We start from the raw sequence: 26,909 nt of genomic DNA, 5'->3' as shown, positions 1-26,909 counted from the left end.
TTCTATATTTGCACCTCGTTAAATAAAAATTAAAAAAACTAATATTTAAACAATGTACGCAATAGTAAATATAGCAGGGCAGCAATTTAAAGTTGCTAAAGACCAGCACCTTTTTGTACACAGATTACAAGGAGATGAAGGCGCTAGTATTGAATTTGATAATGTATTGTTGGTTGACAACGGTGGTGCAATTACTGTAGGTGCTCCTGCAGTTAAAGGTGCTAAAGTTTCAGCTAAGATCGTATCTCATTTAAAAGGTGATAAAGTAATCGTTTTCCACAAAAAACGTAGAAAAGGTTATAAAAAGAAAAATGGTCACCGCCAGTTTTTCACGAAGATCCAAATCTCAGACATCACTTTATAATTAATTGTTAACCCAATAATCCGCATTTAGCGGGTTACAAAATATAAAATCATGGCACACAAAAAAGGAGCCGGTAGTTCGAAAAACGGACGTGAATCGCATAGTAAGCGTTTAGGTATTAAAGTTTTCGGTGGTCAGTTAGCTATTGCAGGAAACATTTTAGTACGTCAACGTGGTACAAAACACCATCCTGATAAAGGCGTGGGTATTGGTAAAGACCATACTTTATTCGCTTTAGTTGATGGTACGGTTGTTTTCAAAAAGAAACAAGACAACAAATCTTACGTTTCCATCCTTCCGATCACTAACACTGAAATCGAAGCACCGGTAGCTAAGGCACCAGTTGCTAAAAAAGCGGCTGCAAAGAAAGAAGTTGTAGCAGAAGAAGCAGCTCCAGCTAAAAAAGCACCTGCGAAAAAAGCAGCTAAAAAAGACGAAACTACTGAAGAAGCTGCAGCTGCAGAATAACCGGTAAGAAGTATAACAAAAAAAGGTTCTGGTGAAAATCAGGACCTTTTTTTGTTATATGGGTGATTAGTTCATTAGTTATTGATTCACTGGTTATTAGCTTGTACCATCATTTAACTGACTGTCGACTCCCGACTTATTTGTTAAACCCTGTTAAATAACAAAAATTAACATTTCAGGCCTTTAGATTTGGGTATTGATTTTAAAACAAATCCCATGAGTCTGAAGAAAATATCCTTATTAATCGCATTACTTATTTCCGGCCACTTATTATATGCACAAGAGGTAGAAGAAAATATCCGCATGGTAAAGCCGTTTAAGGCCGATGGCATATCGAACGAATGGAACGAGCCGCTTAATCAGTATAATGATGCTACACGGCTGGCTTTTGCCCTTGCTAATGATGATCAAAACCTTTACTTTATTATCGAATCTCTCGACCCGCAAACTACTTTTCGCATACTAAGTGGAGGCATTACCTTAAATATTAATACAGCAGGTAAGCCAGAAGGTGGGGGCAGAACAGGCGGTTTTTCGGGTAGTGGAAGGGGTATGGGCGGAATGGGCGGTGGCCGTGGTGTTATGGGTGGAGGCCGTGGTCAAAGACCCCGGGAGGGCGGGGAATTTACCACTCAACCAGCTGATTTTTGGATTAAGTATAAGCTGGTTAAGGGATAGAGCTTAAGCGCAAATCCTCATCTCAACTGGATCCTAGCGGAATGGAGAGCTCTATAGAATTAGATTTCTCCATCCTGCTCGAAATGATGGGTCTGCGATTAGCTTCCTTTTTTAATACTCTCTGGCCATTAACTGGTTAGTAAGCGTTAACAGGTTTGCTTTTCTTTCATCGCTCACATTTATCTGCGCAAATAAGGCCAAAGCTTTATCGCGGTAATGGTTCATGTGTTCTTTGGCAATTTGCTGAATATCTAACGTATCGTAAACCTGGCGAACGGTATCTACCTTTTCCTGTGCGTTAAATTCTTTATAAGAGGTCCAGCTATCTAATGAAGCACGGGTTTCGCCATCCGCCAATTCGAAAGCTTTTAACAGGAGGAAAGTTTTCTTGTTGGCAATGATGTCGCCACCAACCTGTTTTCCGAATTTTTCAGGATCGGCATATACATCCAGAATATCGTCCTGTAACTGAAAAGCAATCCCGATGTTTTCTCCAAACTGGTAAATGAGATCTGCATCTTTTTCTGAAGCACCGGCAATAATAGCCCCCAGTTTTAGCGCTCCTCCCAATAACACCGCCGTTTTCAGCCTGATCATGTTGATGTACTCATCAATACTTACATCATTGCGGCCTTCAAATTCCATATCCAGCTGCTGGCCTTCGCAAACACCCTGAGCAGTTGCATTGAAAGTATCTAAAACGTCTTTCAGGAAGATGGGATTTACTTTAGCAAGGTTTTTATTGGCTTCCACCATCATCACATCGCCGCTTAATATGGCAACATTGGTGCTCCATTTTTCGTGTACCGTAGCCTGTCCTCTGCGGAGCGGGGCATTATCCATAATATCATCATGAACAAGCGTAAAATTATGGAAAATCTCAATGGCCATGGCGGCATGAACCGATTGGGTTGCATCTTCACCAAATAATTCGGTAGCCATTAAAACCAGTAAGGGCCTTACACGCTTTCCGCCAAGGTTAATAATATAAGTGATCGGATCGTAAAGCTGTTTAGGATGATCCGGAAACTTTAAATTTTGTATTGCAGTATCTAAAATTTGCTGTAATTGTTCTGTAGTATGCATTTTTTGCTTTGAACATTGTGTTTTCGGGCACAAATGTCTTAATTTTTAATCAGGAATTAAGGTAAAATCGATTTGACGTTTAGAAAGATCCACTTTCTTAACCCTGATCATCACTTCGTCGCCCAACTGGTATTTTCGTTTTTTACGCTGACCGATGATGCAGTAGTTTTTTTCATCAAGAACATAGAAATCATCAGATATATCACGTAAACGGATCATACCTTCACATTTGTTTTCTTCAATTTCTACGTACATGCCCCATTCGGTAACCCCCGAAATAATGCCTTTATATTCAGTTCCAATGTTGTTTTCAAGGTATTCGGCCTGTTTGTATTTAATCGATGCACGTTCGGCATCGGCAGCTCTTTTCTCCATTGCCGAAGAATGTACGCAGGCAACTTCATAAGCTTCCATATCTGCCGATTTTCCTCCATCCAGGTAAGTTTGTAAGAGCCTGTGCGCCATTACATCGGGGTATCGGCGAATAGGGGAAGTAAAATGGGTATAATATTCAAAAGCCAGACCATAATGACTGGTTTTCTTGGTCGAATAAATAGCCTTTGCCATTGATCTGATGGCGAGTGAAGTTAAAATATTCTGTTCTTTCTTTCCTTCTACATCGTTCATTAAGTTGTTTAACGATTTCGCAATCTCTTTATCCGATTTGGTACTGATCTTATAACCGAAACGGGAAGCAAATGTGGCGAAAGTATTCAGGGTTTCCATATTTGGCGAATCGTGCACGCGGTAAACAAAAGTAAGTTTGTTTTTACCTTTTGCTTTTTTCGCTACAAACTCAGCCACTTTCCGGTTGGCCAGCAACATATAATCTTCAATCAGTTTATGGGCATCTTTGCGCTCTTTAACATATACGCCAATTGGTTTGCCCGATTCGTCGAGCTTAAACTTTACTTCGGTGCTTTCGAAACTAATGGCTCCATTTTTAAACTTACGGTCGCGAAGGATGTAGGCCAGTTCGTTCAGCTTCAGGATTTCTTTGGCATAATCTCCGGCCTTGTTTTCGATTACTTCCTGTGCTTCCTCATAACTGAACCTCCTGTCTGAATGGATTACCGTACGGCCATACCATTCGCTTTGGATATTGGCTTGCTCATCAAGCTCGAAAACTGCCGAGAAACACAATTTATCTTCATTTGGACGTAACGAACAAACACCGTTACTTAAACGTTCGGGCAGCATCGGTATTACACGGTCTACCAGGTAAACGGAAGTGGCACGGCTGTACGCTTCTTTGTCTAATTCTGTCCCCTGGATGACATAATGCGAAACATCGGCAATGTGTACACCGATTTCGTGGTTCCCGTTAGGGAGTTTCTGGTAAGAAATGGCGTCATCGAAATCTTTCGCATCAGCCGGATCTATCGTAAAGGTTAATATATTTCTAAAGTCTTTTCTTTTTGCAATTTCTTCTGCCGGAATTTCTTCCGGAATGGCATCGGCTTCTCTTTCTACCTGTGGTGGAAACGCCAGAGGAAAACCATATTGCGCCAGGATGGCATTCATTTCGGTATTGTTCTCCCCTTGGTTGCCCAATACGTGTTTAACAATCCCAATAGGATTTTTAGCACTTTCGGGCCAATCAGATAAGGTAACTAAAACCCTTTGGCCACTTTTTGCACCATGCGTATCGGCCAGGGGTACAAAAATATCATGCATCATTTTTTTGTCGTCGGCAATTACAAAGGCAAAACGGTCTGAAATTTTAATCACGCCCGTAAAGTCAGACTTTGCCCTTTTAATAATTTCGACTACTTCGCCATCGTTTTTACGGCCGCTTTTTTTCGCAAATACATAAGCCTTAACCGTATCGCCATGTAAGGCATTTTTAAGCTTACGTGGTGCCACAAAAATATCTTTTTCGAACTCATCTTCAGGGACGATGTAAGCAGAACCATCGGCAGTCATATCAACCGTGCCGATAATGAAATTCTGCAGTTCTTTAAGTTTAAATTTCCCTTTTTGGGGCTCTAAGAAAATTCCGTTATTTTTTCCCTCTTTTAAAATTTCTAAAATCGTTTCTCTTGATTCCTGATCATTTAGGTTCAATTTTGCCGAAACCTGTTTATAATTAAGCAGCTGATTGTTATTTTTTTCAAAAATATCACTAACCAATTGATTCAGAACCAATTTTATATTTGCCGACTTTTTCTTTGCCATACGCTAAACTGAATTTACCGAAGATACAGAAAAGATAGGGAAGTGGCAGGTTTTAAGGTATAAAATGTAATGCAGATGATCTTGAGGGAGGGTAAGCGTTGAGATGGATGAGGTAAAACAGAAGATGGAGCTTGGGGCGGACTGCTTTACTACTGTTCGGTTAATTTAAGTTCAACATAGTTGATGTTTTTACGTTCTGCCGTGTAACTGATATGAATGTTTCCGCTTTCATCCTGGATAATGGCCGGGTAGCTGTACTCGCCTTTTAAATGATTTTCGAGGGTGTAAATATCTTCCCAGTTTTCGCCATTGGTTGATATGGCAAGTTTTAATACGGAGCGACCTTCCCACCAGTTTTTACCGGCTGTTAACGGATTGTAAACCAGCAGCTGCCGGCCATCTTTTAAGGTTACGGCATCACTGCCCGAATTGGGGTTGGGCAGTTGCGTGGGTTTCAGTTTCGACCAGGTTTCGCCGCCATCTGCCGACCAGCTTTCTACAATTACATTTTGCCGGCTCCTGCAAAGCAGCTGTAATTTACCTTTGGGATGAATGAGAATTGATGGCTGAATTACGCCAAAGGTATCGCAGTTGATATTGATTTTTCTCCAGTTTTTACCTTTGGCATCAGATTTTTCGATGTGGATATGCCATGTTTTTTCGTCCTGGCTTTCGGTACTCGAAGGATACAGGATGCTTCCATCTGCCAGTTGGATGGGTTTATTTTTAATTGGCCCCAAGAAATCTTTAGGCAGTTGGTGTGCTTTCGACCATGTTTGGCCATTGTTAACCGATGTTTTATATTCGGCCCACCAGCTACGGGGATTTAAACCCACCTTGTAATGTAAAAAAGCGTGCCACTTTTTGTTTTAAAAAGAACAGGATTCCAGCAGGCCAATCTGCTGGTATCATTTATTATCCCATCAGCGATTTCGACAGGCTTACTCCAATGTGTGCCGATTTTTATTGACGACCAGATGACTACGTCTTTACTTCCTTCGTGTTTACCACCAAACCAGGCGGCCATTATTTTCCCTTTGCCCAGATCAACCAGGTTTGAGGCATGGCAGGCCTCGGAAGGAGCCTTTTCGAAAACAGGAGTCGACTGAATGATTTCTACTTTTTGTGCATCAACATTTAAAGCGAGAAAAATCAGGGTAAAAGCAGTTGAAAAATATTTAATCATTTTCGATTATAAATGTCCGGGTATAGCCTCGATCAGTTTTTTTGTATAAGCTGCTTTAGGCGCATAAAATAGTTGTTCAGGAAAACCTTCTTCTTCGATTTTCCCTTTGTTCATCACTAAAATACGGTCTGAAATGTGTTTTATTACAGCCAGATCATGCGAAATGAAGATATAGGTGAGTCCGAATTCGCGTTGCAGATCTTTGATCAGGTTTAAAACCTGCGCCTGTACGGAAACATCCAAAGCAGATACCGATTCGTCGCAGATGATAAATTTAGGTTGCAGGGCCAAAGCCCGGGCAATTACCACCCGCTGCCGTTGGCCACCGCTAAACTCGTGGGGGTACCGGTTAAAATGTTCAGCTTTTAAACCAACTTTATCCAGCAGTTCCAATACCTTCTGTTTGCGTTTGGCATCGTTTTGATAAAGCCGGTGTACCTGCAGGGGCTCCAATATGGATTGACCGATGCTAAGTCTGGGATTTAACGAGGCATAGGGATCCTGAAAAATGATCTGGATATCTTTTCGGAGTTTTCGCAGTTCGTTTTTATCCAGGTGTGTAATGTCTTGCCCGTTAAATATAACAGTGCCTGAAGTGGGCTGGATTAACCTGAGGATGGTACGGCCCAGGGTGGTTTTTCCACAGCCCGATTCGCCTACAAGACCGAGGGTTTCGCCCGGAAAAACTTCAAAGTTAATCTGGTCAACCGCTTTAACGTAATCGGTCGTTTTTCCAAAAAGACCGCTCTTGATGGGGTACCAGGTGCAGAGATTTTTGACCTGGAGTAAGGGTTGCCTGGCATATAATTTTTCCCTGCGTGCAGCAATTTCGCTTGCCGTTAACTGGTTTGAGGGCTGTAAATGTGCTGAGGCATCGTCGATTTTTCCGGTTAGAAAATCGGCCACAACCGGTAATTTCTTTAATTGTAAATGAGGGGAGGGTCTGCAGGCAAGCAAACCTTTGGTATAAGGATGTTGCGGATTTTCGAATATCGATTTTGCTGCTCCCTGTTCTACAATTTCACCTTTGTACATCACGGCAACCTCATCGGCAATTTCGTTTACCACACCTAAATCGTGCGAAATAAAGATCATGGCCATGTTACGCTCTGTTTTGAGCTTGAGGAGCAATTGCAAAATGGTTTTTTGGACGGTTACATCCAATGCTGTTGTGGGTTCGTCGGCAATGAGGAGCTTAGGGTTACAGCTTAAAGCCATGGCGATCATTACCCGCTGTTTTTGTCCGCCTGAGATCTGGTGCGGGTAACTGTCAAATATTTTTTCAGGTCTGGGCAGCTGCACTTCGTTAAATAAGGCAATAGTTTGTTTTTTAGCTTCAGCCTTATCTACCTTTTGGTGGAGGATAATGGCTTCAGCCACCTGGTCGCCGCAGGTAAAAACAGGGTTCAGCGAAGTCATAGGTTCCTGGAAAATCATCGAGATCTGATTGCCCCTGATCTGCCTGATCTCGTTGGTACTTAAGTTTAACAGGCTGATGTCTTCAAAATCAATATCGCCGCTAATTTTAGCAAGTTGTTCGTCATGCAAACGCATGATCGAAAAAGAAGTGACCGATTTCCCTGAGCCCGATTCGCCCACAATACCTAAAACCGTGCCTTTTTTTACGTTAAAGCTGATTTTTTTAACAGCTTTAAACCAGGATTTTTCTTCCTGGTTGTAGAAATCGATAGTTAAATTCTCAACGTTTAGCATTAAATTCTGTAGATTACAATTTCTTTCGACCCGGTTTCTAAGCTATTGTATTCATCTAAATGATAATGACAATTTATAGGAGTTTCGTTTTGCGCGAGAAAAAGCAAATGTTTTGCTAAAGAGACTAAGCCCGCGTGGTTCGCTGAAATAATAATCTGATCTTTTACTACCTCGCTTTTAATTACAAATCCATCTTCCCAGTTAGAAACAGCGCCATGTTCGGTGGAATACTGAGGAATATTTAATCTTAATTCTTTCATCAGGTTACAATGGTAATATTTTCTTCCGGAATTATATCCATACCTTTAAATTTTAATAACACCTGTGCAGTAGTAATTACATCTTTCTGGCAATAGGTCACAATTCTATTGAGATTTTTTTCTTCATAATACACCTGTCTTACCTGCGAGCCGTTAATATCGTCTTTTGGAGTGGGAATATCCAGAATGGCCGCTAAAAGGTTTAAAGAAGTATAATGTTTGTAATCGCCGAATTTCCAGAGTTCCATCGTATCAATATGGTTAACTTCCCAGGGTTTTTTACCCGAAAGTTGCAGTTGAACAGGGATTTCTATCCCATTAACCAATAACCGTCGGCATAAATAAGGAAAATCGAACTCTTTTCCATTATGCGCACAAAACATTAAGGTAGCCGGCTGTTTATTAAGCAATGCCGAAAACTGGGAGAGTATTGTGTGCTCATCGTGGTCAGCAAAAGATTTGATGCGTAGTTTGTTCGTTTTTTCTTCGGTATAGAAAATGCCAAGGCTAATGCAGATAATTTTACCAAATTCGGCCATAATGCCTGCTTTTTCGTAAAACTCTTCGGCCGTTTGTTCTGAATTTCTTTGGTAATGTGTTTTTTGTTCCCAAAGTTCCTGGAAATGAGGCGGCACATCCTGAAAAGATGGGTATTGTGGAACGGTTTCGATATCGAGCACCATTACCTGGTTTAAATCTAGCGTTTTTAACATACAAATAGTTTTCAATTATCAATTTACAGTTTTCCTTTTATAATTACTGCAGTTGGCTAATATTTTATAAGTTTGGATATGGCGAAAAGTAAATTCGAGCAATCTTTAGCAGAAGGTGCTCATCAACAATTACAAAAGCTGGTTGGCCGGTGGAGTGGCACTACCAAAACCTGGTTTGAAAAAGATATCCTGGCAGACGAATCACCATCAGAAGGCGAGATCACTTCCATTTTAGGGGCACGGTTTATCTCTTTCGATTACCAGGGAAGTTTAGAAGGCAAACCTTTTGAAGGCAAAATGATTATCGGTTTCGATATTCCTTACCAAAGATTTACAACAAGCTGGGTAGATAGTTTTCATATGGGTACGCAGGTTATGCATTCGAGCGGCGAGGCTACCGCAAATGGTTTCTCCGTTTTTGGTGAATACGGCAGTCCGGAATATGGCGAGCAGCTTTGGGGCTGGCGTACCGTTTTAGCCATAAACAGCGCCGATGAAATTGTGCTTACAGCTTATAATATTTCACCCGATGGGGAAGAGGCAAAAGCTACAGAAACGGTTTATAGAAGGAAATAAATTAAGCCTATCAGGTTTTAAAACCTGATAGGTTATAAATTAAAACAGACTTGGCGAAGCCTGGTTGGCCATTACCGGTATTTTTAACTCGGTTCCGACTGCTTTATTCAGTTTATCGGTAAAATAAGCCGAAAATAGAGGAGAAGAGAGTTCTACATTCTGGTGTACAAAAAAGTATAGGTTCTGTAAACCTTGCGCTTTCCAGGCTACAATTCTTTCGATCCAGTCATCTAAGCGTTTTTTATCAATTTCATCATCATTGGCTCCAACAAAACGTACAAAAGCCGTTGGCGTAGTTAAACGCATGTGCAGCATGTCTCTTCTGCCCGACGTATCAACAATGATGTTGGCAATGCCGTTATCTTCGAAAAGTCTGGCAAATTCGTTTGCAATGGCAGGGTTGGTAAACCATTCGGTATTCCTCACTTCAACGCCCAGTGGTATTACCTTTGGAAATTCGTTGATAACGATTTTTAGCCTTTCGAAATCCTTGGGTTTGAAATTATCGTGAAGCTGGAGAAAAGCCATGCCCAGTTTATCTTCAAAATTACTAATGGCATCGCAGTATTGCTCAACCGGCTCTTTAACGTTAATGAGCCTTTTAAAATGACTAATGGTATTGGTTAATTTTGGAAAGAATTTAAAATCTGCCGGGGTTTTTTGCGTCCAGGTGATTACCTGCTCGCGGGTAGGCATGCCGTAAAAAGTGGCATTCAATTCAATCGAATTAAACTGGGTGGCATAATAGCTTAGTTCGTCTTTTGTTCCTTTTGGGTAAAAACCTTTTAAATCGGTTTTATTCCATTTTGCACAACCTACAAAGGCTTTAAAATCCTGTTTGGTTTTATTGGCCGCTAAAATTGTTGCGGTTTCCGGGGCATCCGCCGGAAGGGTATAATCTATGATCGAAGGGTCGTCTACTTTACCGAATTGCATTTTTTTATGGTTTAGTGATCAGGTTTAAGGCAAAAAAATACCTTAGCTTATTCAACTAAGGTATTTATATATTGTAAAAATAAGAAACTTGTTCCTTGCTTTAGCTTATTGTGGAAAGTTTATGTTTAGCTATTTCCAACCTGTACACCCCAACTGAACGGAATTAGTAACCCAAAATTTTCAGCACCTGCTTACTGTTCTGTTCTTCGCCAAAAACTTCAAAGTTGAAGCTTTCGTCGCGGTTTCTGCGAATCAACACATGTTTAGGGCTAGGCAACAAACAGTGGTGTATACCGCCATAGCCGCTCAATACCTCCTGGTAAGCACCGGTATGGAAGAAACCGAGGTACTGCACTTTACGGGTTTTAGGCATAAATACACTGTTCATGTGTGCTTCCTGGTTGTAGTAATCCTGTCCGTCGCAAGTAATGCCGCCTAAGTTAACCCGTTCATATTCAGCATCCCAGTTATTAATAGGCAGCAGGATGTATTTTTGGTTCAGCGCCCAAACATCAGGTAAGTTGGTAATGAAAGAACCATCCAGCATCAACCAGCGCTCGCGGTCGTTCTGCTGTTTACGGCCTAAAACCTTGTATAAAATACCCGAAGCCTCGGCCACGGTATACTTACCGAATTCGGTAATAATATCAGGCTCCATTACCTCGTGGATGGCGCAGATTTCTTTAATCCTTTTAACAATTTCGTTTACCATGTATTCGTAATCGAAATCGAACACCAACGAATCTTTAAATGGCATACCGCCACCAATATCCAGTGTATCCAGGTCAGGATTAATTTTCTTGAACTTGCAGTAAAGCGTTACGTATTTCTCTAGTTCGTTCCAGTAATAGGGCGAATCGGTAATTCCCGAATTAATAAAGAAATGCAGTAATTTAACCCTGAAATTAGGATTGTGAACGATTTTATTATTGTAAAAATCGATTACATCTTCCATACGTACCCCTAAACGCGAGGTGTAAAACTGCGAGTCGGGTTGTTCTTCTGCAGCAATACGGATACCCAGGTTACAAGGCTCGTCCATTTCCACCTCATCATCATAAAGGTTAAACTCTTCCTTGTTATCCAGAACCGGGATGATGTTTTTGTAACCATCATGCAGCATATCCACGATATACTGTTTATACTGGTAGGTTTTAAAGCCATTACAAATGATGGTTGTATCTTTGGTTAAGGCGCCTTTTTTCTCCAGGGCATCTACCATAGGCATGTCGAAAGCCGAAGAAGTTTCGAGGTGGATGTTGTTCTTTAATGCTTCTTCTACAATGTGCTTAAAATGCGAGCTTTTTGTACAGTAGCAATATTTATAATCGCCACGGTAATTGTTTTTTAAAATGGCGGTCTGGAAAAGGATCTTCGCTTGCTGAATCTTCTTGCTCACCATCGGTAAATACGTGAAACGTAAGGGAGTACCGTAAGTTTCGATCATTTCCATCAGGTTTAAATCCTGAAAATATAATTCATCATCTATCACATCGAAGCCTTCCTGTGGAAAGCCAACACTTAGATCAAGAAATTCTGAGTAACTCTGCATTTACTTTTAAATAATTTTTGCAAAAATGTAATTTTAAATCGAGAAATAAACGCTATTGAAAATATTTTTACGGTGAGGAAACGCTTAGCTTAACTTCAAAATTTGAGTACAAAGGCTTTTAAGAAAAAAATATTGATGGGTGATTTGTTAAGTATTTGTAATACAGGTGTATAGTGTATTGGGTTTGTTTGATAGGCAAGGAAAGCAGGTTCCTGTTGCTATAGGGTAGGGTTGGTCCTGCGCTCCACTTTACCCCTTGCACTCGTGCCCGTTCCGGTCAGGTTTATTTAAAATAGGCCGCTGCAGCTAGTTGTGGTTTAATAGCGCGTGCTTTTATGGGGAGGTTTTTCCGTGTGTTCCGTGCATCCGTGGCAAAATAAATTGGTTCATTGTGCACGCATCAACTCACGAGTAATTGATCTGTTTAAGCATTTGGAAAGCAGGTTCCCGCTGCTATAGGGTAGGGTTGGCCCTGCTCTCCACTTTACTCGTTGCACTCGTGCCCGTTCCGATCAGGTTTATTTAAAATAGGCCGCTGCAGCTATTTGAGGTTTAATAGCGTGTGCTTTTATGGGGAGGTTTTTCCCTGTGTTCCGTGCATCCGTGGCAAAATAAATTGGTTCATTGTGCACGCATCAGGCACGGAGGCTGGTGCTGCTATTGGAGTAAAATTAGCCTTTCCTTAAATATTTGGTTAAGATCACAATGGTTTGGCCTTCTACTTTACCCTCAATCTGTTCGGTATTATCGTGTACTAAACGGATGTTTTTAACCACGGTACCCAGTTTAGCACTCAGTGTTGAACCTTTAACATCGAGTGTTTTAACCAAAACCACGGTATCGCCTTCATATAAACGGGTACCATTGCTGTCCTGATGAAATTCTACAGTTCCCTCTTGTTCATGGTCGCCGGTTTTTTTAGCCCATTCCAGAGTTTCATCGTCGAGGTATAAAATGTCAAGACTGTCTGCTGCCCAACCTTCATTCCTGAGGCGGCTTAACATGCGCCAGGCCACCACCTGAACAGGTGCAAATTCCGACCACATGGTTTCTGTTAAAATTTTCCAGTGAGCGGCATCAAGCTGTTCATTTTTTTCAATCTGGTCTAAACAGGTTTTACAAACCAATACGCTGTTATCGCTATTGGCATTGCTGGTTGGCGGCACTTCGTATACCGATAAGCCGGTTTCAGCGGTGCATAATTCACATTGATTTCCTGAGCGGGTTTGTAACGCTTGTAGTAAAGACATGGCTTCTTAAATTTTCGGCGAAAGTAATAAAACTTTTGGGAATAACAGGTTTTGGTTCCTGTTACTTTTCCGGTAAATGAATCTCGGCAAGCATGCACCTTGCACTGCCACCGCCATTTTGTTCTATGGTATACAAGGGGGCATCAATAATTCTGCTGTACTGTTCAAGTGCGGCAACCTGCTCAGCACTTAACGATAAATAAGCCTGCTCAGACATCACCAGTAAACTTTCGCCTTCGGCATTATTTACCTGCAGCATGTTGCCAGCAAATTTGTTCATCTGCTCCAGGCTGATTTCGATGATTTCTTTTCCGGTGCTTTTTAAACTGATGGTAACATTTAGTTTCTCCTCAGGATCGCGAATCGAATCCAGGCAGATTACTGCAAAGCGGTCGCCGATGCACATCATCACATTGGTATGGTAAATCGGGAAATTTGTGGCATCTACCGCCTGGAAAGCTACCGGTTCGTATCCCGTAAGCATACAAAAGTTGTTCAGTACTTCTTCATCGGTACGTACACTCAGGCAGGCATAGGCAATTTTATTGGTGCGGTCTAAAACCATGCTGCCTGTTCCTTCCAAAAAAGCATGCTGATGCTCGTAAAAGCTTAAATCGCTGATGTGGTTTACTTCAAACCGGTCTTTTAATCCGTCTAATATTTCTTTCCGGCGTTCTAACCTTCGGTTTTCAGAAAACATCGGGTAGAGGTAAACCGAGCCATCATCATGGAAGGAAACCCAGTTGTTCGGGAAAATCGAATCGGGCGTTTCGGGCTGCAGCGTATCGTCTACTACAGTAACGTCCACATCGTTTTTGCGCAAAAGGGCAACAAATGCATCAAACTCCTTTAAGGCCTGTGTTTGTACGTCGGTCCCGGTAGATGCAACCTGGAACTTGTTATTTCCGGCCGTTTGTTCGTTGAATTTAAAATCAACAGGGCGGATCATTAAAATATGATTGGTTGTCTGCATAATGGTTAAAGGTAAAAAAAGACGTAAGGTTTAAGGTTGCTTACCGCCTAAAGAGTTTTCATTAAATCAGGCGTTTGTATATAGGCGAAATAAACCTTAAACCCTATACCTTAGGCCTTGAACCTTAAATGTTGTCTCTAAGTATCGGCAAACTCATACAGTGGAAGCCTCCACGTGCACGCGATAATTCAGCCGAAGGCATTAAAATTAACGTATCGGTTAGGGTTTCGGTATTTACTTTGCCACTTTCCAGATCCTGAATCAGATCTTTTACATCGACCACATCAAAACCTGCTGCTTTAAATGCTTCAACGGTTTTATCATTTCTGTCGTAACCTAAAACCACGCCTTCCTTAATGGCCAGCAGGTTACACGAGTCGGTCCATTGTTCTCTCGAATCGTAAGGGAACTGATTATTCCCACTGTAAATAATTTGAGTAGGTTCGGTGCTTTTTAAGTCGTTCCGGCTAATATCGTCTAACAAAGCCTCTACATGTTCAAAATGTTTCGGTTCCTGTGGATTAGCTTTCGTAAACTGAATGGCCGTGGTGGCTTCGAGTTTTTCGGGTTCCTTTAAAAAGTTAATCGGCTCGTAAGGGTTATATTTAGGAGAGTGTGCAATCGAATTTAAAATCACCCATGTATTGCGTTTAACCTGTGTAAAAACAGTATCGAGGTGCATGTAATCGCGCTTGCTTGGTATTTTAACCACAGTTACTTTTTCGACCACGTTCTGCTCAAACAAGAGTTTAATGGCTTCGTTGGCTCCGTGTTCTGAAGTCCGTTCGCTGCACCCGATTAATACGTGGTTAGGGCTTACCATCATCACATCGCCACCTTCCAAAGTAGTGCTAAAAGCAGGCTCGTCGCCAGGGCGTAAAAAGTGCATCGTTACATCCGGTATTTCGAGAATATTGTTGCGGTAGGCTTCGAATAAGGGGTGGTTAAAGAAAATATAACGCATTAAAAGCGTTTCACGCACACGGGCCTTTTTTGCCGGTTTATTCAACAGGATGTGGTTGTTGATCGTGGTACCTACATCCCTGGTGAAGATTAAATTGGGTATGGGCGCAAAAATCATCGTATCGTTGGCCAGTGTACCTGAGATGAAGATCTCGGCCAGCTGTTTGGGGTCGGTATTGGTTAATTCCAATTGTACTTTATAGGTACAGCCTTCAATGGCACAAACGGCCGCCACCAGTTTTTTGCGGATGGATTCGTCTTCCAGCATTTCACTTAACAGGTTCTGGATCTCGATTACTGATTGAGAACGGTGAAAATCAGGGTGGTTGGGTTTGTAAAAATTACGGTTGGATGCTTCTGAATCGATTTCAGCAAGTTTTCCTTTAATCTTTTCCGGATCAAGAAAATACAGCAGCAGTTTAATGTAATAATCGTATTCGCCCTTACGGATGGTATCTAAATGCACAATATCTTCGAAAAGCCAATCCTGTGCCTTAGAGGGTACTACTTTGCCCAAACCACTATCCGGACTGTGTATCAATAATTTACGCAACCTGCCGATTTCGGTGTTTACGCTCACTTTAAAATGTGGGTTCTGCTCGCTCATAAATAAATTAGTTGTTACAAATCTATCATTTTTTTTATAGTCAGAAAGTCAGGTGTTGGAGGTCCGAAGTTTTGATGGACGTAAAACAAAATCAGGAGGTTTAGCTTATGATAAATAATAGGACACCAGACTTCTGACTGCGGACTTCCAGACTCCTGACTTTTTACCGCACAGCACCAACCTCCTTAAACCTTATGGAAGAGTCAGCTCCCGATTTCTTCAATCGGGACTATAGCGAAAAGAAGGGCAACCGGTTCCGATAAGCACTGCAGCACCTTTCCAAGCCCTTAAAAAAATCAGACATGAGTATTGAGATGATAGATTTGAGACCTAATAATGCTTGGAAAATTGAAATTTAAGATAAAAAATCTTCGGTCTCCGGACTCCCGACTTCGGACTTTTTTCTCTATTTTTGGCACATGAATTTTATTATTGCCGAAACACAGAAAGCCATTTTTGAACTTTATAACGAAGAAATAGCCGAGGGTGTAATCAACATACAAGAAACCCGTAAAGAGTTTGAAGGACAGGCAACCATTGTTGTTTTTCCGGTTACCAAAATTTCGAAAAAATCGCCGGAACAAACGGCTACCGAGATTGGCGAATATTTGGTGGCACACGTAGCCGATATTACCAAATTTAACGTGGTAAAGGGTTTTTTAAACCTTAGTATTGCCGAAAGTTATTTTCTTAATCAATTTAACAGGGAAATTTTAGCACCGGGATTTGGTGTTTATAAACCGAACGGTAAAAAGGTAATGGTAGAATATTCTTCGCCCAACACCAATAAACCGCTTCACCTGGGGCATGTGCGTAATAACCTCCTGGGCTATTCGGTTTCCGAACTGCTTAAAGCCTATGGTTACGAGGTGGTAAAGGTAAACCTGGTTAACGATCGGGGTATTCACATCTGTAAATCGATGCTGGCCTGGCAAAAATGGGGCCATGGCGAAACTCCCGAAAGTACCGGTTTAAAAGGCGATCATTTAGTAGGAAAATATTATGTTATTTTCGATAAAGAGTACAAAAAGGAAATCGATGCGTTAAAGGCCGAAGGACAAAGCGAAGAAGAAGCCAAAAAAAATGCCCCTTTAATTAAGGAAGCGCAACACATGCTTTTAAAATGGGAGCAAGGCGACGAGGAAGTGGTTTCGCTATGGAAAACCATGAACGAGTGGGTTTATGCCGGTTTTAATATTACCTATAAAAACCTCGGTGTCGATTTTGATAAGTTTTATTACGAAAGCAACACCTATTTGTTGGGAAAAGATACGGTTGAGGAGGGTTTAGCCAAAGGTGTTTTCTTTAAAAAGGAAGATGGCTCGGTATGGATCGATTTAACTGCCGATGGTTTGGATCAAAAACTGGTTTTACGTGCCGATGGTACTTCGGTTTACATTACACAGGATCTGGGGACTGCAGAAATGAAACACGATGATTTCGGCATGGATGAGTCGATTTACGTGGTGGGCAACGAGCAGGATTACCATTTTAAGGTATTGTTCCTCATTTTAGAGAAACTGGGCAAAAGCTGGGCAAAAGGCTTATACCATTTATCGTACGGCATGGTCGATCTGCCCAACGGCAAAATGAAAAGCCGCGAAGGTACGGTGGTTGATGCCGATGAGCTGATTGAAAGCATGGTAAGTACCGCCCGCGAGAAAACCGAAGCATTAGGCAAAACCGGCGATTTTCCGCAAGAGGATAAAGAGGAGCTTTACCAGAACATCGGTTTGGGCGCACTTAAATATTTCCTGCTCAAAGTAGAACCTAAAAAGCGTTTATTATTTAATCCTGCAGAGAGCATCGATTTTCAGGGCAATACCGGTCCGTTTATCCAGTATACCCACGCCAGGATCAAATCGTTGCTGGCAAAGGCAAACTACCAGCTGGCAGCCAGCCAACCTGCCCAGATTTTACCTGTAGAACTCGAAATGATTTTGCAGCTGGCCAAATACCCTGCAGAAATTGCCATTGCTGCCAAAGCTTACAGCCCGGCGAGTTTGGCCAATTATTTATATGAACTGGCCAAGCTGTTTAATAAATTTTACCACGAAGTGCCTCAAATTCTCAAAATGGAAGAAGGGGAGGAAAAACAATTCCGTTTAAACCTGAGCAAAAAAACGGCCGATATGATACATGCCGGTATGTTAATTTTGGGTATCACTTCTCCGGAGAGGATGTAGGGATGGAGCATGTGAAATGGGAGATGGAAAATGGAAAAATGGGAGATGTAGGATTGGAAATAATCTACACCTTGGCTGATGGCAACTGAGTTAATTTTACTTTGTGCGGTTGCTTTTGCAGCCGGATTTATAGATGCTATAGTAGGTGGCGGTGGTTTATTGCAAACTCCCGCCATTTTACTTATTCTGCCCCATTACCCGGTGGCTACCCTTTTGGGCACGACCAAAATCCCCTCTATGGCAGGTACCTCGCTTGCCGCTTATAACTATGGCAGGCAGGTGAAGTTCAATTACCGGGTGCTTGCCGCCTGTGCGGTAAGCGCATTTTTTGCAGCGCTTTTAGGCGCGCACCTGGTAAGCCGGATCGATAATTCGGTAATTAAACCGCTTATATTGCTTGTACTTATTTTAGTAGCCCTGTACACGTATTTTAACAAACAGTTCGGTATTCACCAGGAGAAAACCCATTCGCTGGTTAAGCAGGTTTTACTGGCTGCTTTGTTTGGCTTAAGTATTGGCTTTTACGATGGCTTAATTGGCCCAGGTACAGGTTCCTTTCTGATTTTGGTTTTTATTGCGGTGCTGGGTTTCGATTTTATTGGTGCCAGTGCACATGCCAAAATTGTAAACCTGGCCACTAATTTGGCCGCCATTATCTATTTCAGTTCTACCGGGCATATGTTATTTCAATACGCCCTACCCATGGCGCTTTTTAACCTTGGTGGTGCCTTTTTCGGTAGCAAACTGGCTTTGCTTAAAGGGAACAAATTTGTACGTGTATTTTTCCTGATCGTTGTTTTTGGAACGATTTTGAGATTTGCTTACGATATTTTTAAAGTACATGTCCTGTAAAAACGCTTGTTCCTAGTTTTTTTAAAACAAGCGATTAAAATCAATTGGTGTGTGTGCTCCATTAGTCCTGTTGGTGGCGCATCCCGAATGCTTTTTCATAGCTGAAATGCTTAAACCAGTTACCGGATGGGGGAGGCGACAAATAGCAATAACACTTACCCACAGCATTAAATAAGCAAAGCGGTTGTTAGTCTGGGTCTGGTCGAAAACTACTGGAATTTGATAAAACCTAATAATTATTTTTTAGGAGTGTTTCGATACATTTTAATATAATCAGACGGATTCATCCCGAATAATGTGCTAAATTGTTTCCGGAAATATTTGATATCATTAATGCCGACTTCCCAGGCAATCTCTTTAATGCTGTAATTGGATTCGACCATCAGTTCTGCAGATTTTCTAAGACGGATGAAACGGATGAATCCGGCGATGGATTGACCGGAAATCGATTTTACTTTTCGGTACAGGCCTGAATGACTCATGCCAATCTCTTGCGAAAACTTCTTTATATTAAAAGATTCATCTGCGATATTTCGCTCTATAATGCTGATACAGGTAGATAAAAACTCGCGATACTCCGGAGAGATTTTAAAGTTTTGTTTTTTGAAAGTAATCTCATTATAGAAATATTGCTGGAGTTTGGTCCGGTTTTCAAGCAGCGCCTTAACCCTTGCCAGTAACAGCTCCTTTTCGAATGGTTTGGTAATGTAATCATCTGCACCGCATTGCGTCCCTTTTAACCGGTTTTCGACATCTGATAATGCAGTTAGTAAAATTACAGGTATATGTCCCAGCGTGGGGCTGTTCTTAATGGCGTTACAGAGTTCTAAGCCACTGCCATCTTCCATCAGGATATCACTGATAATGATATCGGGCAAATGCTGGATGGCCTGCTCAAGTCCCTCTTTGCCACTTGAAGCCGTAATAACAAGGTGATCGTTCTTGAATATGCCCTGGATATACTCCCGGATACTTTGATTATCTTCCACCACCAGGATAAGGTCTTGTACATTCAGCAGGAGATTTGGATCCGTTTTTAATGTTGGCGGGCTTAGTTTGGTTGGATTTCCGGCTTGGTAAGTTTCCGATGGAAGGTCTTCGTAAACAGGGAGCTTACCAAAATGGCTTTTCCCTTTTTTGAAAGATAGAAAAAATGTAGTCCCGATTCCAACCAGGCTTTGGTAAGAAATCTGTCCGCAATGCTGATCCATGAATTGCTTTACGAGGTACAGACCAATACCGAAACCGGAGGCAGCGCTGTTTTCCCCGACTTGATAAAACCGATCAAATAATTTTTCTTTAACATCGCCATCAATACCTATTCCACTGTCTTTTAAGCTTAATTCCACTGTATCTTTCGTTTCCCATAGCTGCATTACAATTTCACCATCAGGCTGGGTAAATTTTATTGCATTGGAAATCAGGTTATAAAGGATTGCCTGTATCTTTTCCCTGTCGGCATAGAGCTCTATCATAGTATCCGCGCCTATCAATTGATAGTTTAAGTTTTTTAACGCTGCCTGGCCCGAAAAACTGGTATAAACTTCTTTACAGATTTCAGAAAAAGGGAGTTTCGAAATCTTTAAGTCTTCGCTTTCGCCACCAACTTTTCGAAACAGTAACAATTGGTCGACCAGTTTAAGCAATCGTTTTGCATTTTGGTAAACAAGATCAAGCCCCCCTTTACTGCCAGCACCCGGATGGTGTTGTATATAATCTTTTAAAGGGTTGATAATCAGTGTTAAGGGTGTTCTGAACTCGTGTGAAACATTGGTAAAGAAAGCAAACTTTTTTTCGCTCAGTTCTTTTTCCTTCTGTGCATTTACCTGAGCTGTTTTAATTTCGTAGTTTAGGTTTGCCTGTCGTACCCGGTAACCGTTGTAAGCATATATTAACGCAGAACCGAAAATAACGTAACAAAGGTAGGCCAGCCAGCTTCGGTACCAGGGTGGGCGTACATTTATAATAAGCAGGCGGTTATCCGGTCCCCATCCACCGATATCATTATTTCGTTTAACGTGTAGGGTATATTTGCCATCAGTTAACCGGAGAAAGGTGACGGGGTTCGCAGCTTTGGTTTCCATCCAGCCACTATTGGCTCCTTCCAGATGGTAGGCAAATTTTATGGTACCCCTGTCTGCAAAATCTATGGCAGAAAAGGTAAATGAAAATACCGCATCATTATAGGGTACGGTTAATTCAGAAATCCTTTCCTCATTGGTCTGATCTACTAATTCATCATCCGCTTTAATCAATTGATTATTCACATATACCGAAGACAGGTATGGGGCAGGGAGTTTTTCAGTATTTGCCTGAAAGTTTTTCGGGTTAAAAAGTGTAAAACCTTTCACGCTACCGAATGCCATTTCGCCCGATTTTAGTCGCACAGCCGCATTGTTAGAAAATTGATTGCTCGACAAGCCATTTTCACTATAAAAATTGTTAAAGGTTTTATGCAGCGGATCGAACCTGGATAAACCATTGTAAGTACTGAGCCAGAGATATCCCTGGTCATCCTGCAGTATGTTCAGTACTGAATTGTTGCACAGGCCATCCGCATCTGAAAACTGCGCCTTTATTTTCCTTTTTGCCCTATCGAAAAGGATTAATCCACCACCTTCAGTACCAATCCAGAAATTTTTAGCACGATCTTCGAATATTGCTCTTACCGGCTTGCCCACTGGATAATAAACGTGCTTTTTTGCCCGGGTATCGATCTTTACCAAATCATTTGAAGTACCTGCCCAGAGCTGATGGAAAGAATCCTCTTTCAGTGCATTAAGATCGTAAAGGCTGGCATCAAAGAGTTCAAAACGGTCATTTTGAGGGTTCAGTCTGTATATGCCCCCATCAACAACTGAGGTGGCCCAAATCATATCTTTATGATCCTGGTAAATGAGCCAGATATAATTGCTCTCTCTACCTTCATTATTCATGCAACGATACCTGTTAAAGGATTGGGTCTGTTCATTGTACCTGTTAATACCACCCCCAAAAGTGCTTATCCAGGTGTTACCTTTTTTATCGGTTACTATACTGGTAACGAGGTTGTTGCTTAACGATTTTGGTTTAGCCAGGTCGTGCCTGAAATGGGTAAAGCTATTTGTTTTTATGGAATACAAGCTTATGCCACCGCCATCTGTTCCAACCCAAATGTCGCCGTTATCTTTTTCATTCAGGCAGGATACATAGTTGTGAATCAGGCTATTTTGGGTAAGTGGATTGTTGCTGAATGTTTGGAAAAGCTTTTTTGTACTATCGATAATAACAAGGCCTCCATTTAATTTGGCTATCCATTTACGGTTATCTCTGTCGCTATACAGGTAGGGTATGGTCTCGCCATTAGTATAAGCAGCGCTTTGCGGCGCGGGTTTAGTTTGGTTCATCCGTAATGTCTTTAAATCCATAACAGACAAACCATGGCCTTCGGTTCCTATCCAGAGTTGATGTCCTGGATTTAGCAGGAGTGACAATATGTTTCCGCCGGAAAGCTTTTTCCCGGGCGAGACCTTTGGCATTTTATTGCCGTAAATCACCGAGAATTGGTAGAGGCCCTCCCTGGTTCCGGCCCATAAATAATTTTCCTTCGCCAGCACACAATTGGTCAGTTTCAACCCGGTATTTACCAGAGCCAGTTTTTTCTGTTTGGCGTCGAAAAGGTATAACCCCATCCCGCTTACCGTAACCCAAATATGGTTCTGATCACCTACCGTTATGCTGGTGATATTTGCATGGGTTAGGAGATGGTTTTTATCACTATTGAATACCTGGTAAGGGTATTTGTCTTGCTTACCTTTGTAAAACATTCCGGCGCCATTGGTCCCAATAAATAAATTACCCTTAAGGTCACAAACGATGGCATTCACTGCAATCGGCAATTTGAAAGGTTTATTGCCTCGCAGGGATGAATAATATACCGGCGCAAATTTTCCACTTAGCGCATTGTATAGGGTTAAACCTTGCCCCGTGCCAACCCAGAGGTTGTTTTCTGCATCTTCGGCAATACAATAAATATAGTTATGCGGAAGTGAATAATCATCTTTAAGCCGGTTGCGGAACACCTTCACAACACTCCCATCATAGCGGTTCAGTCCATCGTAAGTACCAAACCACATATAACCATAATGATCCTGAAAAATACATCTTACCGAATTATTGGAGAGTCCTTCATTTATACCAAAAAGGCGCGTTTCGTATGGATCGGCCGTAATATTCCCGGTGATAAATAACAGGCAGCATAATAATAATGGCAGGCATCTTGGCATACTTAATCAGTTTTTTTTGAAGAATCCATGATCCTATCCCGGTTAGACTTATGAATTTGGTTAGCAGCAATGATGGGCCATAAGCTCTGCATTGTTACCTCTAAATTAGTTATTTTAAGTTAAATGTTATGGTAACGTTTAATTTATTTTTTCTTTCATTTATGTTGAGAAATCAACGCGCTGTTCGTGGCCGTATTCATGGTAAAAGATACCAAGCGATATTCCGGTAACAGCATCGGCATTTCAACTGAGAAACAGCGAAACGCCCACCTGAAAGGGGAGGTAAAAATCTGATCGCATAAAAAAACCTGAAACAAGTTCAGGTTGATAGCTTCCAGAAAGATTTAGCTTGGTTGCTGGTCTTGTTGGTACCAAAGGAGAAGCCCATTGGCGGCAGCAAGCCGAAGTAAGACAGACGAGTAAAGAAAGGAAATTAATGATGCGCCATTCCTATTTGATTTTTATACAATCAATGCGTTCTCTTAAGATGGCCAAGCTATATTCCTTGAGGAAAATAGCTTGGGAGCATCAATGTATAACCTGGGTTATTCCACTAACGCTCCCATAAGCCATTCATCTATCTAACTAACTAATAAACGCCGTCTAAATCCATGGCACGTACAACTTTAACGTGTCTGAATGCATTTGTTTCCGACCATTCCGAGTCATAATTCAATCCATAAGGCCAAAAGTGGCCACCTCCGGCACTGATATTACTGGTGGGTGTTTCAAGCGCCCTGATGGTTGCAATACCATTCGCACCAGTGTATGTTCCTCCATTGGTCAGGTCATACCAACCCCCGGTTTGTCCTACGCCATAGCAATGTCCCATCTCGTGCATGGCCGTACGCACGTTCTGGTAACTTGTATTTCCTCCGAAACGGATATCGCCGTTTACGTTGGCTTCTGCAGTAGGCACACCGGTATTGTAACTTACATTAAGTGTTCTTGGTGCCCAGTCTGCACCAGCATTGTATCGTGCACAGGCATCGTTCATGGCATTTGTTATCCTGGTAATCACATCAGCAGGAACACCGTTTGTTGATGTCCATGTCCAGCCAACCTGTCCGTTATATTTTATCTTCACCAAAACCCATTGCTGGTTTTCGCCACCATGCGAGGAATATTGGTTGATATCGCCGCCATCATCTAATGAAGATCCCCATAAATCCAGTACCTTTCCGCTTGCCCTGTTTACGATGCGGTAATAGCCACTTCCTAAGGCTACAAACTGCCATTGCTGGTTATTAGCCCCGGTATAGTCGTTTATCTGAATATTACCCCCATCTGTATTGTCGGCAGCAGTCAGTGCCCGGTTGCTTTCCACGCCGATTATGCTATAGTATCCACCAGCTAAGGCGGTAAGTTTCCACTGCTGGTTCGTTCCGCCTGTTCCTCCCCATTGCCATACACTGGTATTGTTGCCATTTTGACCTCCGGGCACATCTATTACCTTGCTACTGGTTCTACTCATGATATAAAAGGTGCCATTTGCAAGTGTTTGCGGAATTTCAATAGCCTGTATGGCTTGGATTTTCCGTTTGGTTATGGCCGAATTAAACGTTTCTTCCTCTTTGGAATTCACCTCGGCAATTTTCTTGCAACTGGTCATACATAAAGCCGTAAGCAAAATCACACTTGCGAACTTTAAAAAAAGCATTTGGTTTTTCATATTTATTATGTTAAGGTTTTATATGGCAGTTTACGCAACTGCCAAGGGTTTTATATTTCCCAAAGGCGTAAATATTTTTTTGCATGCAAAAAAATCTCCGGGTATTAGCGGGTGATAGATGGCCCCAGGCAAACCGCTTTAACGGGCAATAATTTTTAGCCGGTGTAGCCGCTGCCTTGCTGGTGGTGTTTGTAAACATTTTTGACTCATAATTATATTGGGTTAGGTAATACAAGGAAATTGTAATAATGGCGCTTGCAGTTCAAAAATAGTAGCCAATAAATTTCAGGTGGGGATGTAAATCAACCGATTATGGGGGTGAAATCAACCATTTTGCCTTAAGTTAAGGAACAAAGTGCAATAAGTAATTACATTCGCACCTGGTATGGCTTAATCAGGATCTGATCATGGGCCTATTTTTTAAACGTCTTATTGGTTGTAATTTAATCTGAACTTATGAAGTTTTATACGAAATGTAGCATAGGGCTTGCCGCTCTGATAATGGTTTGTTTTAGCGGTTTTTCACAGGAGGTAAACCATCCAAATCAATTTGATGGGTATCTTTTTGCCTATTTTGAAGGGTCGGGGCCGGGTGCCGGGCAAGAGCACCTGCGTTTTGCGGCCAGCGCCGATGGGATAAACTGGTCTGCACTTAACTTCAATAATCCGGTAATAAAATCTGATACCATTGCTCACTCCGGAGGCATACGCGATCCGCATATCATCAGGAAGGCAGATGCCAGCGGATTTTTTATTACGGCTACAGATATGAACACCGATCAAAACGGCTGGGCCAAGAATACCGGGATTGTAATGTTAAAGTCGACGGATTTAACCCGATGGACCCATAGCGCAATCGATTTGGCCAAGCAGTATCCTGCAACTTTTGCAAGGGTGAAATGGGTATGGGCACCACAAACCATTTATGATCCAATAGCAAAAAAATACCTGGTGTATTTTACCATCAGGTTTGAAGACAATGATAAGCTTGATTTTTATTGTGCCTATGCCAATCAGGATTTCACCGGTTTTGAAAAGGAACCCACTTTAATGTTCAGTCCAAAATTCGGCGGTATCGATGGCGATATTGTGTTTAAGGATGGCATATACCACTTTTTTTATAAAGGAAATACCAAAATAGAGGGCAAGGAAGTGAAAAATGGTATCCAGCAGGCCACTTCGAGGTCGTTACAAGGCCCCTGGGTAGAAGATTTTAAATACCTGGATGTTTATGCCGGAACCACTACACCTGTAGAAGGGTCGGGCATTTTTAAGCTAAACAATTCTCCTGATTATGTACTGATGTACGATCTGTATACAAAAGGTAGATACGAATATCAGAAAAGTACTGATCTGTTTAACTTTAGTGATAGCCCATTGTCATTTACAAAGAATTTTTTTCCCAGACATGGAAGCGTTATCGGGCTTACCGGCCAGGAGGCCCGGCACCTGAACGCGATCTGGAAAGGTGTTCCGGGTGAGTTGCTTATTCCTAAGCTTCCCGCCGATCGGTTTCAATTCGTAGCAGATGGAAACCCGATTATCACGCACCAGTATACCGCAGATCCGGCAGCAATTGTTGATCAGGGAAAACTATGGTTATTTACCGGGCATGATGCAGGGGCTGGAAAGCAAAGTTTTAAAATGGAAGATTGGTCGGTTTTTTCTACTACTGATATGAAAAGCTGGACACAATACCCTGTTCCACTTAAGCTCTCCGATTTTTCGTGGGCAAAGGGTGGCGATGCTTATGCCGGCCAGGTAATTAAACGCCATGGCAAATATTATTGGTACATCAGCACCAACGCGCTGGGCATAGGTGTTGCCGTTGCTGATAAACCAGAAGGTCCGTATAAGGATGCGCTCGGCAAACCCCTTCTTACCAATAAAGATTGTTTTGATTCTAAAAACTATTGGGCATGTATTGATCCAACTGTTTTTCTCGATAAAAAAGGGCAGGCCTGGATATTTTGGGGCAATAGTGAATGTTATTATGCGAAATTAAAAGAAAATATGATCGAAATTGATGGGGCGGTAAAAAGGGTCAATTTTAAAGGTTTTAATTTTACAGAAGCTCCATGGATACATGAGGAGAAGGGAACCTATTACCTGTCTTATGCCACTGGTTTCCCTGAAAAAATCGCTTACGCCACAAGTCAGTCCCTTGATGGCCCATGGAAATATCAGGGTATCCTGAATGAAATTGCCGGGAATAGCGATACCAACCACCAGGCTATCGTGGCTTTTAAAAACAAATGGTATTTCTTTTATCACAATGGGGCCATACAGCCCGGCGGCGGGAGCACGCATAGATCGGTCTGTGTAGATGAAATTTTTTATAACAAAAACGGAACGCTTAAAAGAATAATCATGTCGAGCGAAGGGGTAGGAAAGAAATAATGAGTGGGGTACATTAATGCGGTTCATTGCT

At 41.8% G+C, this 26,909-nt stretch carries 19 protein-coding genes and 1 pseudogene; 7 read left to right on the top strand and 13 right to left on the bottom strand.

The features are described 5' to 3' along the window. The first annotated feature begins 52 nt into the window (after nt 1-52). From rplU to GGQ60_RS06150, 3 genes are all read left to right on the top strand, one after another. On the top strand, nt 53-364 hold the full coding sequence (gene rplU, locus GGQ60_RS06160) for a 50S ribosomal protein L21 (protein WP_039476071.1): 312 nt from the start codon (nt 53-55) through the stop codon (nt 362-364). Between the two features lie 51 nt (nt 365-415). Next, the gene (gene rpmA, locus GGQ60_RS06155) at nt 416-832 is read left to right on the top strand and encodes a 50S ribosomal protein L27 (protein ID WP_183760927.1); all 417 of its coding nucleotides are present in this window, start codon (nt 416-418) and stop codon (nt 830-832) included. 216 nt (nt 833-1,048) lie between these two features. Beyond that, entirely contained in the window at nt 1,049-1,510 is a 462-nt protein-coding gene (locus GGQ60_RS06150) for a DOMON domain-containing protein (RefSeq protein ID WP_183760924.1), read from the top strand. 111 nt (nt 1,511-1,621) lie between these two features. Here GGQ60_RS06150 and GGQ60_RS06145 read toward each other — a convergent pair whose 3' ends face one another. The 6 genes and pseudogenes from GGQ60_RS06145 to GGQ60_RS06120 form a co-directional block, all read right to left on the bottom strand. Further along, the gene (locus GGQ60_RS06145) at nt 1,622-2,596 is read right to left on the bottom strand and encodes a polyprenyl synthetase family protein (protein WP_183760921.1); all 975 of its coding nucleotides are present in this window, start codon (nt 2,594-2,596) and stop codon (nt 1,622-1,624) included. Nucleotides 2,597-2,641: 45 nt separating this feature from the next. Continuing rightward, entirely contained in the window at nt 2,642-4,774 is a 2,133-nt protein-coding gene (gene rnr, locus GGQ60_RS06140; RefSeq protein WP_183760918.1) for a ribonuclease R, read from the bottom strand. 149 nt (nt 4,775-4,923) lie between these two features. Continuing rightward, nucleotides 4,924-5,801: pseudogene (locus GGQ60_RS06135) on the bottom strand (sialidase family protein). Nucleotides 5,802-5,966: 165 nt separating this feature from the next. Next, nucleotides 5,967-7,673, bottom strand: coding sequence for an ABC transporter ATP-binding protein (locus tag GGQ60_RS06130; protein WP_183760915.1), 1,707 nt, complete (start codon nt 7,671-7,673; stop codon nt 5,967-5,969). After that, on the bottom strand, nt 7,673-7,933 hold the full coding sequence (locus GGQ60_RS06125) for an Imm32 family immunity protein (protein ID WP_183760912.1): 261 nt from the start codon (nt 7,931-7,933) through the stop codon (nt 7,673-7,675). The genes GGQ60_RS06130 and GGQ60_RS06125 overlap by 1 nt, the downstream gene beginning before the upstream one ends. Next, nucleotides 7,933-8,646: a 3'-5' exonuclease gene (locus GGQ60_RS06120; RefSeq protein WP_183760909.1), complete on the bottom strand. Its 714-nt coding sequence runs from the start codon at nt 8,644-8,646 to the stop codon at nt 7,933-7,935. Before GGQ60_RS06120 ends, GGQ60_RS06125 begins: the two co-directional genes overlap by 1 nt. 78 nt (nt 8,647-8,724) lie before the next feature. Between GGQ60_RS06120 and GGQ60_RS06115 the strand changes: the two genes are divergently transcribed. Next, on the top strand, nt 8,725-9,222 hold the full coding sequence (locus GGQ60_RS06115; protein ID WP_183760906.1) for a DUF1579 domain-containing protein: 498 nt from the start codon (nt 8,725-8,727) through the stop codon (nt 9,220-9,222). Nucleotides 9,223-9,261: 39 nt separating this feature from the next. Here GGQ60_RS06115 and GGQ60_RS06110 read toward each other — a convergent pair whose 3' ends face one another. From GGQ60_RS06110 to GGQ60_RS06090, 5 genes are all read right to left on the bottom strand, one after another. Then, nucleotides 9,262-10,158, bottom strand: coding sequence for a DUF72 domain-containing protein (locus tag GGQ60_RS06110; protein WP_183760903.1), 897 nt, complete (start codon nt 10,156-10,158; stop codon nt 9,262-9,264). A gap of 163 nt (nt 10,159-10,321) precedes the next feature. Next, nucleotides 10,322-11,710 (bottom strand): arginine decarboxylase, encoded by a 1,389-nt coding sequence (locus GGQ60_RS06105; RefSeq protein WP_183760900.1) that lies wholly within the window; start codon nt 11,708-11,710, stop codon nt 10,322-10,324. A 671-nt stretch (nt 11,711-12,381) separates the two neighbouring features. After that, nucleotides 12,382-12,960 carry a PhnA domain-containing protein gene (locus tag GGQ60_RS06100; protein ID WP_183760897.1) on the bottom strand — a complete coding sequence of 193 codons (579 nt, stop codon included), beginning with the start codon at nt 12,958-12,960 and terminating at the stop codon, nt 12,382-12,384. Between the two features lie 61 nt (nt 12,961-13,021). Beyond that, nucleotides 13,022-13,933, bottom strand: coding sequence for a citrulline utilization hydrolase CtlX (gene ctlX, locus GGQ60_RS06095; RefSeq protein ID WP_183760894.1), 912 nt, complete (start codon nt 13,931-13,933; stop codon nt 13,022-13,024). Between the two features lie 124 nt (nt 13,934-14,057). Continuing rightward, a complete protein-coding gene (locus GGQ60_RS06090) occupies nt 14,058-15,503 on the bottom strand; it encodes an arginine deiminase family protein (protein ID WP_183760891.1) in 1,446 nt (481 codons plus the stop codon). A 419-nt stretch (nt 15,504-15,922) separates the two neighbouring features. On the opposite strand from GGQ60_RS06090, the gene argS reads away from it, so the two are divergent. Both argS and GGQ60_RS06080 read left to right on the top strand, forming a co-directional pair. Then, the gene (gene argS, locus GGQ60_RS06085; protein WP_183760888.1) at nt 15,923-17,689 is read left to right on the top strand and encodes an arginine--tRNA ligase; all 1,767 of its coding nucleotides are present in this window, start codon (nt 15,923-15,925) and stop codon (nt 17,687-17,689) included. Between the two features lie 78 nt (nt 17,690-17,767). Beyond that, a complete protein-coding gene (locus GGQ60_RS06080; RefSeq protein WP_183760885.1) occupies nt 17,768-18,541 on the top strand; it encodes a sulfite exporter TauE/SafE family protein in 774 nt (257 codons plus the stop codon). A 236-nt stretch (nt 18,542-18,777) separates the two neighbouring features. Here GGQ60_RS06080 and GGQ60_RS06075 read toward each other — a convergent pair whose 3' ends face one another. Then, entirely contained in the window at nt 18,778-22,806 is a 4,029-nt protein-coding gene (locus GGQ60_RS06075) for a hybrid sensor histidine kinase/response regulator transcription factor (protein WP_183760882.1), read from the bottom strand. 589 nt (nt 22,807-23,395) lie between these two features. Next, nucleotides 23,396-24,478: an RICIN domain-containing protein gene (locus GGQ60_RS06070; RefSeq protein WP_183760879.1), complete on the bottom strand. Its 1,083-nt coding sequence runs from the start codon at nt 24,476-24,478 to the stop codon at nt 23,396-23,398. 456 nt (nt 24,479-24,934) lie between these two features. Here GGQ60_RS06070 and GGQ60_RS06065 point away from each other — a divergent pair, with 456 nt between their 5' ends. After that, nucleotides 24,935-26,878, top strand: coding sequence for a family 43 glycosylhydrolase (locus tag GGQ60_RS06065; protein ID WP_221235886.1), 1,944 nt, complete (start codon nt 24,935-24,937; stop codon nt 26,876-26,878). Nucleotides 26,879-26,909 lie beyond the last annotated feature (31 nt).

Source organism: Pedobacter zeae (assembly GCF_014196715.1).
Classification (GTDB): domain Bacteria; phylum Bacteroidota; class Bacteroidia; order Sphingobacteriales; family Sphingobacteriaceae; genus Pedobacter; species Pedobacter zeae.
Note: the sequence above shows the minus strand (reverse complement) of the source record. Positions and strands in the feature narration are given on the sequence as shown.

Coding starts and splice junctions, on each gene's coding strand:
- GGQ60_RS06120 (WP_183760909.1), bottom strand. CDS start 8,646: ATGTTAAAAACGCTAGATTTAAACCAGGTAATGGTGCTCGATATCGAA.
- rpmA (WP_183760927.1), top strand. CDS start 416: ATGGCACACAAAAAAGGAGCCGGTAGTTCGAAAAACGGACGTGAATCG.
- GGQ60_RS06125 (WP_183760912.1), bottom strand. CDS start 7,933: ATGAAAGAATTAAGATTAAATATTCCTCAGTATTCCACCGAACATGGC.
- GGQ60_RS06080 (WP_183760885.1), top strand. CDS start 17,768: ATGGCAACTGAGTTAATTTTACTTTGTGCGGTTGCTTTTGCAGCCGGA.
- GGQ60_RS06130 (WP_183760915.1), bottom strand. CDS start 7,673: ATGCTAAACGTTGAGAATTTAACTATCGATTTCTACAACCAGGAAGAA.
- GGQ60_RS06105 (WP_183760900.1), bottom strand. CDS start 11,710: ATGCAGAGTTACTCAGAATTTCTTGATCTAAGTGTTGGCTTTCCACAG.
- GGQ60_RS06070 (WP_183760879.1), bottom strand. CDS start 24,478: ATGAAAAACCAAATGCTTTTTTTAAAGTTCGCAAGTGTGATTTTGCTT.
- GGQ60_RS06065 (WP_221235886.1), top strand. CDS start 24,935: ATGAAGTTTTATACGAAATGTAGCATAGGGCTTGCCGCTCTGATAATG.
- GGQ60_RS06145 (WP_183760921.1), bottom strand. CDS start 2,596: ATGCATACTACAGAACAATTACAGCAAATTTTAGATACTGCAATACAA.
- GGQ60_RS06090 (WP_183760891.1), bottom strand. CDS start 15,503: ATGAGCGAGCAGAACCCACATTTTAAAGTGAGCGTAAACACCGAAATC.
- GGQ60_RS06110 (WP_183760903.1), bottom strand. CDS start 10,158: ATGCAATTCGGTAAAGTAGACGACCCTTCGATCATAGATTATACCCTT.
- GGQ60_RS06115 (WP_183760906.1), top strand. CDS start 8,725: ATGGCGAAAAGTAAATTCGAGCAATCTTTAGCAGAAGGTGCTCATCAA.
- rnr (WP_183760918.1), bottom strand. CDS start 4,774: ATGGCAAAGAAAAAGTCGGCAAATATAAAATTGGTTCTGAATCAATTG.
- rplU (WP_039476071.1), top strand. CDS start 53: ATGTACGCAATAGTAAATATAGCAGGGCAGCAATTTAAAGTTGCTAAA.
- GGQ60_RS06075 (WP_183760882.1), bottom strand. CDS start 22,806: ATGCCAAGATGCCTGCCATTATTATTATGCTGCCTGTTATTTATCACC.
- argS (WP_183760888.1), top strand. CDS start 15,923: ATGAATTTTATTATTGCCGAAACACAGAAAGCCATTTTTGAACTTTAT.
- ctlX (WP_183760894.1), bottom strand. CDS start 13,933: ATGCAGACAACCAATCATATTTTAATGATCCGCCCTGTTGATTTTAAA.
- GGQ60_RS06100 (WP_183760897.1), bottom strand. CDS start 12,960: ATGTCTTTACTACAAGCGTTACAAACCCGCTCAGGAAATCAATGTGAA.
- GGQ60_RS06150 (WP_183760924.1), top strand. CDS start 1,049: ATGAGTCTGAAGAAAATATCCTTATTAATCGCATTACTTATTTCCGGC.